Annotated in this window: 12 protein-coding genes; 10 read left to right on the forward strand and 2 right to left on the reverse strand. The window is 36.9% G+C overall.

The window, feature by feature from the left end:
• Together BM183_RS13595 and BM183_RS13600 are read left to right on the forward strand one after the other, a co-directional pair.
• The coding region (locus BM183_RS13595; RefSeq protein WP_170848012.1) for a transposase at positions 1-190 on the forward strand (190 nt) is incomplete at its 5' end.
• 287 nt (positions 191-477) lie between these two features.
• Positions 478-966: a GNAT family N-acetyltransferase gene (locus BM183_RS13600; RefSeq protein WP_091687421.1), complete on the forward strand. Its 489-nt coding sequence runs from the start codon at positions 478-480 to the stop codon at positions 964-966.
• Positions 967-1,066: 100 nt separating this feature from the next.
• Here the strand turns inward: BM183_RS13600 and BM183_RS13605 are convergent, their stop codons facing one another.
• The gene (locus BM183_RS13605; protein ID WP_091687422.1) at positions 1,067-1,630 is read right to left on the reverse strand and encodes a TetR/AcrR family transcriptional regulator; all 564 of its coding nucleotides are present in this window, start codon (positions 1,628-1,630) and stop codon (positions 1,067-1,069) included.
• Between the two features lie 224 nt (positions 1,631-1,854).
• Between BM183_RS13605 and BM183_RS13610 the strand changes: the two genes are divergently transcribed.
• The 3 genes from BM183_RS13610 to BM183_RS13620 all read left to right on the forward strand — a co-directional run bounded on the left by BM183_RS13610 (position 1,855) and on the right by BM183_RS13620 (position 7,786).
• Complete coding sequence (locus BM183_RS13610) at positions 1,855-2,559, forward strand: ABC transporter ATP-binding protein (protein WP_418884583.1); 705 nt, start codon at positions 1,855-1,857, stop codon at positions 2,557-2,559.
• A gap of 4 nt (positions 2,560-2,563) precedes the next feature.
• On the forward strand, positions 2,564-6,475 hold the full coding sequence (locus BM183_RS13615; protein ID WP_170848013.1) for an ABC transporter permease: 3,912 nt from the start codon (positions 2,564-2,566) through the stop codon (positions 6,473-6,475).
• Between the two features lie 240 nt (positions 6,476-6,715).
• Positions 6,716-7,786 (forward strand): SGNH/GDSL hydrolase family protein, encoded by a 1,071-nt coding sequence (locus BM183_RS13620; protein ID WP_091687425.1) that lies wholly within the window; start codon positions 6,716-6,718, stop codon positions 7,784-7,786.
• Positions 7,787-8,034: 248 nt separating this feature from the next.
• Here the strand turns inward: BM183_RS13620 and BM183_RS13625 are convergent, their stop codons facing one another.
• Positions 8,035-8,595 (reverse strand): DUF6323 family protein, encoded by a 561-nt coding sequence (locus BM183_RS13625; RefSeq protein WP_242960995.1) that lies wholly within the window; start codon positions 8,593-8,595, stop codon positions 8,035-8,037.
• A 1,037-nt stretch (positions 8,596-9,632) separates the two neighbouring features.
• Between BM183_RS13625 and BM183_RS13630 the strand changes: the two genes are divergently transcribed.
• From BM183_RS13630 to BM183_RS13650, 5 genes are all read left to right on the forward strand, one after another.
• Entirely contained in the window at positions 9,633-10,169 is a 537-nt protein-coding gene (locus BM183_RS13630) for an anti-sigma factor (protein WP_091687426.1), read from the forward strand.
• A 163-nt stretch (positions 10,170-10,332) separates the two neighbouring features.
• Positions 10,333-12,990, forward strand: coding sequence for a DNA polymerase I (gene polA, locus BM183_RS13635; protein ID WP_091687427.1), 2,658 nt, complete (start codon positions 10,333-10,335; stop codon positions 12,988-12,990).
• Positions 12,991-13,006: 16 nt separating this feature from the next.
• Positions 13,007-13,477 carry a J domain-containing protein gene (locus tag BM183_RS13640; RefSeq protein ID WP_091687428.1) on the forward strand — a complete coding sequence of 157 codons (471 nt, stop codon included), beginning with the start codon at positions 13,007-13,009 and terminating at the stop codon, positions 13,475-13,477.
• Between the two features lie 58 nt (positions 13,478-13,535).
• A complete protein-coding gene (gene coaE, locus BM183_RS13645) occupies positions 13,536-14,135 on the forward strand; it encodes a dephospho-CoA kinase (RefSeq protein WP_091687429.1) in 600 nt (199 codons plus the stop codon).
• Between the two features lie 69 nt (positions 14,136-14,204).
• On the forward strand, positions 14,205-16,307 hold the full coding sequence (locus BM183_RS13650) for a cell division protein FtsA (protein ID WP_091687430.1): 2,103 nt from the start codon (positions 14,205-14,207) through the stop codon (positions 16,305-16,307).
• Positions 16,308-16,318 lie beyond the last annotated feature (11 nt).

Consider the following 16,318-nt stretch of genomic DNA (forward strand, 5'->3'; position numbering starts at 1 on the left):
TCTAAAATATAAATATGGGAACAGAAAATTTTGGTGTAGAGGATACTATGTTGACTCGGTTGGTAAGAACGCCAAAAAGATTCAAGAATATATCAGAAATCAATTAATGGATGATCAAGCATATGACCAACTGAGTCTCAAAGAATATATAAACCCGTTTACGGGTGAGTCAGTAATAAAAGGTAAATAATAAAAGCCCTTGTTAGGGCTAAACCAGAGAAAAAGGTGCGGTTAGGGCTTTTATTTTCGAAGGGCCTTTGAGGCCTATGCCGGTAATAGTCCCTTACAGGGACAGAACAAACCACCAGTTCTCACTGGTGGTCATGATTATAGTGAACTTTTTAGCCTGGTTTATGTTAGTCGAAGGTATAACATGAGGATTTCAAAAATATGGTAAGGATAGCGGCTTCCGGGCCAATTGATAGGCTTTATATTAATATCCGCTTCCTAGTTTGATTTAAATATGGGAGGATGCATATGATACGGCTTGCAAAATACGAAGAACTAGATATAATCTTAAATATATACGCAATGGCCAGAAAGTATATGGCAGACAACGGCAATGCAACTCAATGGCGGGATTCTTATCCTAATCGTGAATTACTACGAAAGGATATTCAAAGTAAACAGTTATTTGTATATGTTGAAAATAATAAAATACATGGGGTTTTTGCCTTTATAATCGGGCCGGAAGTGACATATTCGTATATGGAAAGTGGCTCATGGAAAAATGACGACCCTTACGGGACGATACACCGTGTTGCCAGCGATGGAGTAGTGAAGGGTGTGTTTAGCCGATGCTTGGATTTCTGTAAACAAAGAATATCCAACTTGCGAATAGATACCCATAGTGATAACCATACAATGCAGCATTTGATAGAAAAAAACGGGTTTGAAAAATGCGGAATTATTTATGTTCAAGATGGAAGTCCTAGAATTGCGTATCAATATACCCATTCGTACTGATGAGATAAAGAAAAAGAACTTTGAATACAATAAAAGCCACCTGTATGGTGGCTTTCATTGTATCTAGCGGGAAAGTTTCATAAGTAGATTAACTGTTAAGTTATCTAATATGAATTGTCAGCTCATATATAGTTTCAGCCATTTCTTTTGCCGATTTTTTAAAACCATTTTTTAACCAATGCTGTATGAGGCCAACGCTTCCATTTACAGCGAATATAAAAGCATCTTCATTTATCCCCAACCATATATTTGTCGGGGATGGAGGGGAAATACCACATTGCTGATATATTAGTGTAAATATTTCCTTTTGAAAATCAATATCTCCTTGCTCGCTCATTAAAACTTGCAGATGTTTGCTGTTTTCAACAAAGTATTCACAAATACCCTCCAGAACCTGCATTGTACCGGATTTATCCGTTATCTTTCCAAGAAGGGTGATAATAGCCTCCTTTAGCCATAAGAGTACTTCATCCTCGATTTTACGAAGAAGGTCATATTGGTCGGTATAATGAGCATAAAAGGTGGTTCGGTTAACATCTGCCTTTTCGCATAACTCTTTAATCGTTATTTTTGAAATTGATTTCTCTTTCATCAGCTCAATCAAGCTGTCCTGCAATACCATTCGGGTATACTGTGTTCTTCTGCTCACTTTTAATTCTTTCACAAAAATTGACCTCCTTACAGAATATTTCTTTTATTGTTGTTTTTAAAACAACACTTACAAGGTGTTTTGTTGTGAATACATCGTTATATAAACATCTGACGGTTGCGAAGACAACATCGTGTATTTATAATAATCTTCAGGTAGGCATAAGTCAAGGGGCTGTATTTTTTTGCAGTTTTTTAGACAAATCATGTTGTCTCCTAGTATAACTAAAAGGAGAGGATATAGTGGCATATATTGAATTCAATCACATTGTAAAGGAATACCCTTCTGATGGGGTGGCAATCCGTGCCCTGGATGACGCAAGTTTTTCAGTAGAAAAAGGCGAGTTGGCCGTTATTTTAGGTGCTTCCGGTGCAGGTAAGACCACAGCACTGAATATATTGGGAGGTATGGATACTGTCACATCAGGAGATGTAATTGTAGATGGTGAATATATCTCCAAATATAGCCATAAGCAGTTGATAGGCTATCGTCGTATGGAGATTGGCTTTGTGTTCCAGTTCTATAACTTGGTACCGAATTTAACAGCGCTGGAAAACGTGGAACTGGCTGCCCAGATTTGCCAAAACTCTCTAAGCCCATCCGAAACGCTGGACAAAGCAGGGCTTTCGGAACGTAAAAATAATTTTCCCGCCCAGCTTTCCGGTGGAGAACAACAGCGTGTATCTATTGCCCGTGCCATTGCCAAGAATCCCAAATTGCTTTTGTGTGATGAACCCACAGGAGCGTTGGATTACAATACCGGTAAACAGATTTTACAGCTTTTGCAGGATACTTGCCGCAGGGATAATATAACGGTGCTCATAATAACCCACAACTCAGCCATTGCACCTATGGCAGACAGGGTTATACACTTTAAAAGCGGTAAGGTAATTAAAACTGTACAAAATGAGCAGCCTACGCCTATTGCGCAGATTGAGTGGTGATGGTATGAGCAAAGCTTTTCATAAGGATATTTGGCGTTCCATTAAAAAAGGCTGGAAACGCTTTTTATCCATTCTTATTATAACGGCGCTGGGAGTTGGAATGATGACAGGGTTGTACGCAGCCTGTCTGGATATGTATTACTCGGCGGATAAATTTTTTGACAAACAAAACCTATTTGATATTCGAATCCTGTCCACGCTGGGGTTAACACAAGAAGATGTAGATGCTCTCAGGGGAGTGGACGAAGTGGAAGCTGTTGAAGGAGAATATAGTGAGACCGTTCACACCTATGTAAATGGCATGAACAAAAGCGCGGATATGACCGTGCTGAATGGTAAAGGTCTGAACATGCCACAATTACTGGCTGGTGCAATGCCAACTAAGGCAGGGGAAATGGCAGTTACCCAAAAATATTTGGATGAAAGCGGTAATTCAATTGGCGGCTCAGTTACCATAGAGGAAGACATTGAGAAAAGTGATAAGGAGGACACCAAAGATACGCTGAATGACAGGGATACTGATGCCAACCTGAATAAGGAAGGTGATTCTAATATGGATATGAATTTGGATATGGAGTTAGAAGAAGAAACAGAAGCTCCCACCTTCGCCAATACTACCTATACTATTACAGGTCTGGTATTGGACCCCAAGGACATTCAGGGTAGTGACGGAAATGGAAGTATTTTTCGTTCAACCGCTACAGCCGATTATAGGTTTTTTGTTACTGAGGCAGACGTTAACAGCGATATTTTTACCGCGGTCTATATTACATTGTCTGGAATGAAAGAGATGGACACTTATTCCCATGAATATGAAAACAAGGTACAATCCGTTATCAGTAATATTGAAAGCAGTGTAAAAGTACAACGGGAACAGGCACGTTACGACGCCGTCTTGATTGAAGCGAAAAGAAAAATCGCAGATGCCGAGAGCACCATGAATGAGAAGTTTGCGGAGGCAGATAAGAAGTTTACCGATGCCTGGAGGGATATAGCCAAGGCCAGACAAGAGCTCACCGATGGCGAGGCCACCCTTGTTAATGAGCAAAAAGATGGGGAGAAAAAGATTTCTAAAGCCCGCTTGAAGCTAGAGAATGCAAAAGGAGAGCTGGCGGAAGCCGAAGTGCAACTGTCAGAGGGTGAAGAACAGCTTAAGCAAGGCAAAGCAGAATTGATAGAAAGTGAAAAGAAGCTGTTAGATGGAGAAAAAGAACTGAAAGAGAATGAAAAGCAGTTGGCGGATGGTGAAAAAAAACTCTTGGAAGGTGAAAAGAAGCTGGCAGAAGGTGAAAAACAGCTTGTGCAAGGTGAAGCCCAGTTGAAGGAAAAGGCTGAAAAAATAGAAGAGGGTAAACAACAGTTGGAAGAAGAACGGAAAAGCGCGGAAGAACAATTTACCGCCGCCGAGGAACAGCTAAATAATGTCCAGAACCAGTTGGACACAGCCCGCGGGCAGCTAGAGCCAGGGATTGTGCAGCTCAAAAATGCTTTTGGGGATGCATGGCCCGCAAATGAATGGAACTCGCTGGTAAATGCTACTGCTGCTCTGGCGGCAGCCGGAGCTGATGACAGTGCTATTGCAGCAGGTACTATCACTGAAAGTACTACCCTTGTTAACGCCATTAGGCAAATAAAAGCACAGGATGCACAATTGGATGTTTTGCCTGAATCTGCTGTCATTCAGTTGGCATTGGGAATTGGTAAAGTAAACGGCAGCCAAAAGGCACTGGATGCTCAAAAAGACATCTTTGCAGAACAAAAGGCGGCTGCTTTGCAAAAACTGGCCGAAGGGGAAGCAGAGCTGGCAATTGGACAGACGAAGCTAGAGGAAGCGCGGAAAACCATTGAATCCAAGAAGGCAGAATTGGAAGCTGGAAAAGCAAAACTGCCCAAGGAAAGGGCCAAACTGAAAGCCGGAAAAGCGGAACTGGCAAAAGGGTGGGCTGAATGGAAAGCTGGCAAGGCGGAACTGGCCGAAGGGTGGGCACAGTGGGAAGATGCAAGATTGAAATTGCTTGAAGGACGTACCCAGCTGAAAGATGGAAAAGTTGAGACAGCTGATGGGGAAGCGAAACTAAAGGAAGAAGAGGCTGATGCTAAAGTAAAAATTGCGGATGCATGGGACCACATTGCCGAGGGGAAACAAGAACTGGCTGATGGGGAAGCGGAGCTAATGGAACAAGAACAGGAATATGCCAGTAAAAAGGAAGAGGCACAGCAAAAACTTGCTGATGGGTATGCTAAGCTGAACGACATTGATATGACAAGATGGTATATTCAAGACCGCACTGCCCTTGACAGTTATTTCAGCCTAAACCGGGATTTATCCTCCATCGAGGGTGTAGGAAAATTGTTTCCTGTTATATTTCTATTGGTGGCTGTTCTCATGAGCCTCACCACGATGACCCGGATGGTGGAAGAAGAGCGTGGTCTGATTGGCACATATAAGGCTTTAGGATTTGGGAATGCAGAAATCTATGGAAAATATCTTCTGTTTGCTTTAATAGCCTGCGTGCTAGGGGGGATTTTGGGTGATATATTTGGTTTCATTTTCATGCCTCGTTTTGTATCGGTTATTTTAAAGGAGCTTTACAGCCTTCCACAGCTTTACTTGCGTTTCGATATCCTTTATGGGGTAGGTGGCGTCCTGTTGTTTATAGCTGCCATAGTAGGAGCAACCGTTCTTGCCTGCCGCAGCGAACTGACTCAAATGCCGGCAACCCTCTTGCGTCCCAAAGCACCCCGCTCCGGAACCCGTGTATGGCTTGAGCGTATCCCAATTGTCTGGAATCGTCTGAAATTCCTGAATAAGGTTACCATCCGCAACCTGTTCCGGTATAAAAAACGCATGTTTATGACTATTGGTGGTATTATGGGTTGCACTGCCCTGATAATCTGCGGTTTTGCAATCAAAGATTCCGTAATGGAATTGGCGCCTAGCCAGTATGATTATATATATCAATACGATCTGATGGCTGTTTTTGATGAAAAAGAAAACGATAATTTGGTTCGGCAGTTGGCAAAGGACGTTAGTATCGACGATTATCTGAATTTGCGTATTGAGAGCGTAAAGCTGCTCAATAAGGACGGAGAGTCGAGTTCCGTGCAGCTGATGGTAATTCCCAGTGGAAGTGTCATAGAGGACTATATTCGTATTGAGGATCTGGACGGAACCACAACTCATCTGGATGATGAGGGTATCTTTATTACACAAAATGCAGCCCGGATTCTCGGACTTAAAATTGGTGACACTGTTTCTATGCAAAATATGGAGCTTGAGCAGCACGAAGCTGCCGTATCCGGTATTGTACGGAACTATTTGGGTAACAACGTATATATGACACAAAAGTTATATGAATCGTTATTCGGCATGTATGTACCAAACGGCATGCTTGCACATCTGTCTGCTGCCTGCAGCGATCAGACAGCATATGCCGAAACACTGCTTGACAATGATTCTGTGCTTTCCACTGTCAGTATAGCCGCACTGCGGAAGGATTTCGGCTTTGATCTGATAAATGAGGTAGTTCTGCTGCTTATAGTTATGGCCGGAGGTCTCGCATTTGTGGTGCTGTTTACCTTGTCCAACACCAATATATCTGAACGTGTCAGGGAACTGGCCACTATCAAGGTGCTGGGATTCTATGACAATGAGGTTTATCAATATGTTAATAAAGAGACATTGATTCTGACAGGGGTAGGTATCCTGATCGGTTTGCCGGTAGGCCGGGTCATAAGCGGTTTACTTACCACCGTTCTCAACATGCCTTCCATTCATTTTGCAGTGCATATAGAGCCTGTCAGCTATTTATTTTCAGCGGCGATTACGTTCCTCTTTGCCATAATCGTTAACTGGATAACAAATCGCACCCTTAACCGTATTAACATGGTGGAAGCACTAAAAAGTGTGGAATAATAAGCAGTTGAAATATCCCCCGGGCCAATTTTTTTATATAAAAAGCTATAGATGGAATGCCAGTTTTAAATATTTTACTGAAAAGCCCCCGTAAATATTGCGGAGGCTTTTTCTTTTTGATACAATGCAATTAATTTGTAGGTGTTAGGTTAAAAAACAAGTTTTCAACTGCAGTTTGTGCTGATGCATCAAGTTTGCTGTGGTTATTAAGGCAACCAAAATGCCAGAATCGAGGTTAATTTGGAGAAGGATATTTCAAAAATTGATAAAAATCTTAAAGTTTCTTCATCCTTTGATGAAAACGATATTCTATTCTTTGATGTTCGTAATGATCCATTTAAAATTTATGGATTATATAACTACAAGAAAGAAACAGTATTCAAACGTATGCCTGATGATATTGCCAAAGCTGCAAGTGAAGGTGTGGGTATTTTAAATTATAATACAACCGGCGGAAGAGTAAGGTTAAAAACAACCTCCCGATATATTGCTATAAAAGCAAAAATGCCATCGGTTACTGTTTTACCTCATATGACTCTTGCAGGGACTTCCGGTTTTGATTTATATATTAATAATGATGGGAAAAGTACGTATTATAAAACATTTATGCCTCCGGTAGGAATGGAGGATGGATATGAATCTATCATATATTTTAATGATAACAGGGAGAGGGATTTGACTATAAATTTTCCTCTTTATAATGATGTTTCTGATTTGTATATAGGATTGCAGGAGACCGCCATTCTAAAAAAGGGTGATAGCTATAAATATAAAAACCCTGTACTATATTATGGATCTTCCATAACCCAAGGTGGGTGTGCATCAAGACCGGGCAATAGCTACCAGGCGATAATATCAAGAATGCTTGATTGTGATTATATAAATTTTGGATTCTCCGGAAATGCAAAAGGAGAGGATGAAATTGTGGATTATATGTCTGAGCTGAATATGAGTGTGTTTGTATGCGATTATGACCATAATGCCCCAAGTGTTGAACATTTAATCCATACCCATGGAAGCATATATAAAAGATTCAGAGAAAAGAATCCGGAATTACCAATTATTTTTATATCAAAACCTGACTTTAATCCATATGAGTTTTGCGATATACAAAGACGGAATGTGATTTACTCCACATACATAAATGCCATAAATGAAGGAGACAAAAATGTATACTACATCGATGGGCAAAGTCTGTTTAAGGATGATGGCAGAGACAGCTGTACGGTAGATGGCTGTCATCCAAATGATCTTGGATTTATGCGAATGGCAGAAACAATAGGGTATATAATTAAAAAAGTAATTAAGTAATAATAGTGATTTTGTATGCATTAGATAGATTTCATTAATACTGATCACAGTAAAATAACATATTATTATAAGAAAAAACTTTGGACTTTATATAAGTTGTTACCTGATACGTAAAGCAGTATCTATAATAAAAAGGCAGAACCTGGTAACTGACTCTGCCTTAAGTAATTAATGTAAAATAATAGTTCAGATTCTTAGTTTACATAAAACTTAAAACATTTTAGTTGAAGAAACGGATTTATTGCCTCTTAATACATATCCTCTAGTCTCTGCTTATATACTTCATAATCCCATCTGGTTTCTTCTGATAGTTTATCATATTCGTTTTCTACATCTCTCAATGTATATTCGTCTCTTAATCTGGATTGCATTTGGGATTGATAACCTGAACGAACAGCTTTTGCAAATCTTTCTAAACATGTGCTTTTTAAATACTCTAAATCCCCAAAGCAAATTTCTTCAAACTGTTTTTTCATAAAAGCAAGTAATTCATCATCAGTTAGTTCATCCTGTGTTTCATTTTTATATAAATAAAATATTTCCTGTAGTTCTGATAATGTACTTGCGTAGTTATCTTGATTAACATACTGGGAATCACAAAATAAATATATAATTTTAGGTAAAATACCTTCGCCAAATTCAATCCGCTGGCTATCACTTAATGAATTCATTCGGCTTATGATCAATTCCTTAGCTTCTTCTTCTGACAATGCCAATCCGAATTGTTTTGTTTTATTATTACAATCTAATATTTTACCCACTTCTTGTTTTTGTTGTTCTGCAACCATCAGCTCAAATAAATTATCCAAATATTCACCTTCCTATAAAATACAAAGAGTATTATTATTTCATTATTGTTGTTAAAGACCAGCTGTTAATCCGCTGTTAAAATATATTAATCATTCCCATTGTTTTTATAAATATCCCAAGCAGATTCACTCTCCTTTATTTAAAGAATTGGCTCTTATTTTACAATTTTATCAATTTTATTACAAGTCTGTTACTTAATTGAATTTTATGATATAATAAAAACGGAATGAAGAAAATACAAGCTTGCTTGGATTTTCTGAGTGGAGTGCCAAGATCATGAACAGCTTTATGTTCATGATATAATAAAAACGGAATGAAGCAAATGCAAGCTCGCTTGGATTTACTGAGTGGAGTGCCAAGATCATGAACAACTTTATGTTCATGGTATAATAAAAACGGAATGAAGCAAATACAAGCTTGCTTGGATTTTCTGAGTGGAGTGCCAAGATCATGAACAAGATTTATGTTAATTATATAATGCTAAATTCTTTTTTATAAAATTCGAAACATGATTTTATTATATAAGTTTAAAAAATAACGAATAATTTAGATTAAATTAAACATAATAGGTAATGGATACTGAAACAGATTCCATAAGGATTTTTCCTTGTGAATTTAAGTAAGTATTCCTTAAATATGAATGTGTCTCGAAAAGTAATGTAGCATGAAATTATGATCCCGAGTTAGGAGAGATGGTAAATGGAGGCTTTAGGAGGCAACGAAGTTAACTATTGAAATAATTCAGGTAAAAGATCTTAACGATCTTAATAATGGAAGCTAAATATTATTAGTGAGACATTAAAAAGACAGAGCAAGGGTTGTATAATCCTTGCTTTGTCTTTGTTGCGTCAAAAGAATAAACACAGGTGGGTTCCTTATTATCAGCTACCTATTAAAATCACATAAACACATCAATATTATTAGCCCAATATACCCTTATTACCTGTATTAATAAATTCTGTGTTGAAACATTATCTAAAAAAGGGTAAAATGAATTAATAATAGACATTTCCAGCTTGTCAATGGAGGAAGAGACATGACTTGTATTGACGCACAACGGTTGATTATGCCGTTTATCAATAAAAAATTAGATATCAACCAAATGGAAGATTTTATAGATCACATTCATTCCTGCCCTAACTGTATGGAGGAATTGGAGGTGTATTATGTCCTTCTTTCAGGTATGAAACAATTAGATGAAGATAAAGAGTTATCTGTGAATTTTCATCAGGATTTGCTACAATTAATAAAACGTTCGGAAGATAGAATTTTTCATGATAAGATATTACATATTAGGAAAAAAATTATTTTAATCATTGTAATAACTTTGACTGCATTTATTTCCAGCTTTCGAATTGGAGAGTTTGTAGTAGAAGATGTGCTTCATAAGGAGCTTTTCAAAAGTAATTTTTATATAGAAGGGCTGTTCCCTGAGGATGGGGATGGTATACTTTCTGGAAAGATTTCCGGACATTTAAATGAAATTCATAATTTTTTAATGGAAGAAGATCCGGAATCCGCTATTCGGTTAGAAAAAACCTATCCGGAATATGAGTGGGACACCAAAAAGTGATTTTTTCAAAGGTTGAAAGAAAATTATATTAGAAAGAGTTACAACAAAACCATTTTTCAACCTGATTTTTAGAGTAGTATAACATCTGTAAGTAGATGATGAAATAGGTGTATAGTTGAAGGAATTTTATTCTTTCAACCTGTGAAAGGAGCATGTTAAAAACATGGAGAAAAAGATTGTATTAATAGATGGACACAGTATATTAAATAGAGCATTTTACGGATTACCGGATTTAACCAATTCAGAAGGGCTTCACACCAATGCGGTGTTAGGTTTTTTAAATATTATGTTTAAAATTCTGGACGAAGAAAAACCAGAATATCTTACCGTTGCTTTCGACTTGAATAAGCCCACCTTCCGTCACGAAATGTTTCAGGAATATAAGGGAACAAGAAAATCCATGCCAGAGGAATTAAGAGAACAGGTGCCTATTATGAAAGAGGTATTAAAGGCGATGGGTGTAAATATAGTTGAAAAAGCTGGATTTGAGGCGGATGATGTATTAGGTACCATAGCAAAGACCTGTGAAAAAGAAGGGTATGAAGTGTCCCTTGTATCAGGGGACCGGGATTTGTTACAGTTGGCTACGGATAAGATTAAAATTCGGATTCCCAAAACTAAAATGAGCGGTACAGAAGTAGAAAATTATAACACAGCAGATGTAATTGAGAAATACGGTGTTACTCCAAAGCAGTTTATTGATTTAAAAGGGCTTATGGGCGATACCTCAGATAATATTCCTGGAGTTCCGGGAATTGGTGAGAAAACGGCAACAAAAATCATATCACAATACGATTCTATCGAAAATGCATATGAACACGTCGAAGAAATCACTCCTAATAAAGCAAGGGAAGCGTTAAAGAATCATTATGATCTGGCAGTATTAAGTAAAACTTTAGCTACCATTAAAACAGATTGCCATATTGATTTTCATATTTCTCAGGCAGAAATAAAGAATCTTACCAATGAAGAAGCTTTTGTTTACTTTAAGAAACTAGAATTTAAAAATTTAATCAGCCGTTTTCAGGTAGATGTAAGCCATAATGAAGGGGTAGAAAAATTATTTAAAATAATTACAGATTTTGTAGAAGCGGAGAATGTATTTAACAAACTTTTATCACAAAAGACCGATGACCAATCCGTGGTTGTAGGATTACAGTTAATTCGTGAGAATAGTACCATACTTGGTATCAGTCTTACTTTTAGTGAGAAGGATATTTATTTTATTAAAGTGGAAGGATTAATTTCGGCCGCTTATTTACAAGATAAAGTGAAAAATATAGTTGATCATAACTATTTAATTGCAACTAATGATTTGAAATCCCAATTGGATTTTATTTTAGCCACCGAAAAAGATCCGATAGCAGACCTTGGTATTGGTGCTTATTTGTTAAATCCTTTAAAGAGTACTTATCACTATGACGATATAGCAAGAGATTTCTTAAATCTTATTATACCTAATGAATCCGAACTTTTTGGAAAAATATCTTTAATTAAAGCTATGGATGGCAGTCCGGAAGAATTTAAGAATTTCTGCTGTTACCAGGGATATGTGAATTATCTGGGTTATGATAAGCTAATGAAGGCATTAAAAGATACGAATATGGAACAATTATTCAGAGAAATTGAAATGCCCTTGGTATTTGCCCTTTTTGATATGGAGCAGCGGGGTATCGGAGTAAATGAGGGAGAATTAAAGGCTTACAGTGAACGACTTGGTGTTAAAATAGCTCAACTGGAAAAAGAGATATATGAACTTGCAGGTGAAGAATTTAATATCAGTTCTCCAAAACAATTAGGTGTTATTTTATTCGAAAAATTAAGACTTCCATTTGGAAAGAAAACAAAAACCGGCTATTCTACTTCTGCTGATATACTGGAGAAATTAGTAATTGAACATCCAATCGTTTCTTTTATATTAGAATACAGACAGTTAACTAAGTTAAAATCCACCTACGCAGATGGGTTAACTGCTTTTATCAGTGAGGATAAAAGAATTCATGGGAAGTTCCATCAAACCATTGCGGCAACCGGAAGAATATCCAGTACTGATCCGAACTTGCAGAACATTCCTATTCGTATGGAACTAGGAAGAGCAATTCGTAAGGCATTTATACCAAAAGAAGGCTACATCTTTGTGGATGCGGATTATTCACAGATTGAACTAAGAGTACTTGCCCATATGTCAGGAGATGAGAAATTAATTGCTGCATATAAAGAAGCACAGGACATCCATAGGATTACAGCTTCTCAGGTATTTCATACTCCATTGGAAGAAGTTACCCCTTTACAGAGAAGCAACGCAAAAGCAGTTAATTTCGGTATTGTATATGGCATCAGTTCTTTTGGACTGGGTCAGGACTTAAATATATCAAGGAAAGAAGCAGAGAGTTATATTAATAAATACTTTGAGACCTACCCAAGTGTTAAGAATTTTTTAGATGAGCTGGTGGCGCAAGGTAAAAAGGATGGATATGTTACCACAATCTTTGGCAGAAGAAGACCCATTCCGGAATTAACATCTTCTAACTTTATGCAACGTTCTTTTGGGGAAAGAGTGGCTATGAATTCTCCTATTCAAGGAACAGCAGCAGATATTATAAAAATTGCTATGATACGTGTAAATAGAAAATTAAAGGAGCTTAATTATCGTTCCAGACTGATTCTTCAAATTCACGATGAATTATTAATTGAAGCACATGAGGAAGAAAAAGAGCAGGTTATGGCAATCTTAAAAGAAGAAATGCAAAACGCTGCTATATTAAGTATACCTTTAGAAGTGGACGTGAATATAGGTTCCAACTGGTATGAAGCAAAATAATTCAGGAAGTGTTTCTATGAAAAATAATATTAAGCGCACCATTCGAGAACTAAAAGTAATGGAATTAGTGAATCGTTATGGTTATTCCTATGATTTTATTAAGAAGAATCCTTTAGCGGTACAGAGTAAATGCAATTCACTTGTATGGAATACGTTCTTTGATTTAAAGGAGAATAACCTGCAAAAATCAAAAGCCCGTTATTCCATCTGTGATTTGGAAAGAATGGATAAAGACGCCATAAAAGATGTCATAGAAGAATATTGGTTTCATGTATACTATGAAATATACAAGGGGAAAGGTATTTCCGTTTATGAAGCACAAGACCCTAAGCTGTTAGCCTATCTGGGATTACCATATAATGCTGACAGCATTTGTGTGAAAAAGCGTTTTCGGGAGTTAATTAAGAAATACCATCCAGATGCCGGAGGAGATACGGAAAAATTCTTAGAATTGATGGATATGGCAGAGAATATCAAGAACATATAAGGAAATTTTTATGCAAGAATTACCTTGTATGACTTCTAAAAAGGAGGATATTACATAGATGAAAGTCATAGGCATTACAGGAGGAATAGGCAGCGGTAAATCTACTATTTTAAACATATTGAAAGATACCTATAATGCTTTCGTTATAAGTACAGACCATATTGCTCATATATTAATGGAAAAGGGTAACATATCTTATAACCTGATTGTAGAAAACTTTGGCTCTGGTATTCTGGATCAAGAGGGAAATATAAACAGGAAGAAGCTAGGTGCAATTGTTTATAATAACCCAGAAAAATTATTATTATTAAATAGCTTATCCCACCCCTATGTAATGAAGCATGTGATAGATATAATTGAAGAAAAGCGGAAAGAAAAGGTGGCACTTATATGTGTGGAAACAGCACTTCCTAAAGAAGCAGGGCTTAGTAACTTCTGTGATGAGATTTGGTATATTCATGCATCAGAAAATATTAGAAGGGAAAGACTGCAAAAATCCAGAAATTATACTAACGAAAAAATTGATACTATTTTTTATAATCAAATTAAAGAAAATGAGTATAGAAAGATCAGTACCCATATAATTGATAACAATCTTTCCAGAGAAAAAGTTGCTGAGCAGATTGCACAAATTCTAAAAAATATACCAGGCAAATAAACTAATGCTAGTGAAATAAGTCATATTATGGTACAATAGACGCAATATGAATGATATGGGGGCTTCCGTATGGAATACAAAAGATATCCGGAGCATTTAGTATTTGGTTTAGATATCGGTACTAGAAGCGTGGTAGGAACAGTTGGATATAGAGAGAATAATAATAACTTTGTAGTTGTTGCACAATATATGAAAGAACATGAGACAAGAGCCATGATTGACGGTCAGATTCATGACATTACTAAGGTGGCTGATGTTATCAGAGCAGTTAAAATACAGTTAGAACAACAGGTAGGCAGAAAATTAACGGATGTATGCATTGCAGCTGCAGGCAGAATTCTAAAAACCGTGGCTGTTAAGGCAGATTATGAATTCCCAAGTGAAACAGTTGTAAATGAAGAGCATATTCATTCTTTGGATTTAATTGGTGTGGAAAAAGCATATGATACCATTCGTGCTGAATTAGAATCCGATCATATACATTATTACTGTGTTGGCTATTCTGTAATACGTTATTATTTGAATGATTACACCATTCTGAAACTAGAAGGGCATAAAGCCAATAAAATATCAACGGAATTAATTGCAACTTTCCTGCCGGATGAAGTGGTGGATGGATTATATGCTGCAGTTGAGAAGGCAGATTTACAGGTGGCCAATTTAACTTTAGAGCCCATCGCAGCAATTAATATTGCGATTCCTGATAAATTCCGGTTATTAAATATTGCTTTAGTGGATGTAGGTGCAGGAACCTCTGATATTTCTATTACAAAGGATGGAAGTATTACTGCATATGGCATGATTCCTTATGCAGGAGATGAAATAACCGAAGCAATTGTTCAGAAATACTTAGTGGTATTTAATGAAGCAGAGGCTATGAAAACAGCGTGTCTTAGAAAAAAGAATATTACCTTTAAGGATATTATGGGAATTAAGCATAAGATCACTTCTCAGGAGGTTTTAGAATCCATTGATGATACCATTCGTAAAATCACTAAATCCATTGCAGATAAAATCATTGAATTAAATGGCGGAAAACCTGTAAGTGCTGTATTTGTAGTTGGAGGCGGCGGTAAAATAACGGGTTTTGCCGGCAGTTTGGCAGAGTACCTAGGACTGTCTTATGAACGAGTGGCATTACGGGGAGAAGAAGTATTGCAGGAAATTACTTTCCTACAAGAAAAGATTAAGAAAGATCCATTATTGGTAACGCCTATTGGTATTTGCTTGAATTTCTATGACCAAAAGAATAATTTTATCTTTGTAAATGTCAATGGTGAACGTATTAAATTATACGATAACAATAAATTAACCATTGTAGATGCGGCTTTACAAGTAGGTTTTCCTAATGAAAAGCTATTCCCACGGAGAGGAAAAACCATTCACTATACCATCAATGGAACAAAACGTATGGTACGTGGGGAACTGGGAGAGGCATCTGTAGTTAAACGAAATGGTGAAGTCGTAGGTCTTAGCCATCCAATTGAATTAAACGATAGAATCGAAATTATTGAATCTACCAAAGGCAGTGATGCTGTTTATATGGTAAGCCAGCTTCCGGAGTACAGCGGAACTATTTCCATTATATTTAACGGGAAAACCATTCAATGCCCTAAATTTGTGTTGGCCAACAAGAAGCTGGTATCTGGTTTTTATAACATTCAGGACAATGATGAGATTGAAATATTGAATTATTATACCTTGGAGCAAATCCTTGAATTTATGGATTTAGAATATAAGGAAACGATTCTTGTAAATAACATGACTGCTTCTTTAGAGGATAAAATATATGAGAATTTTTCTATAGAATATGAATTGCCGGAGGATGCCTTCGAAGAAGAATACGCTTCTTCTCAGGAAGAAATGAATCCTGCTGCCCAGTGTATAAAAGATATTCCGGCAGAGTCAATGGGAAATAGTAACAATAATATACATAATCTACAAACAGAACCCAGCTCAGGAATCAGAGACATGTATATAATAGTCAATGGGGAAAGTGTAAAATTATCTAAAAAGAAAAATTACATATTTGTTGACATATTTGATTTTTATCCTTTTAATTTATCTACTTTAGGAGGTTCTAAACTAATTACAACCATTAATGGAGAACCGGCAGAGTTTACTTCACCCTTAAAGGATGGAGATGTAGTTGAATTATATTGGAAATCTTAGAATATAGCTGC

This window comes from Anaerocolumna aminovalerica (assembly GCF_900115365.1).
GTDB lineage: Bacteria > Bacillota > Clostridia > Lachnospirales > Lachnospiraceae > Anaerocolumna > Anaerocolumna aminovalerica.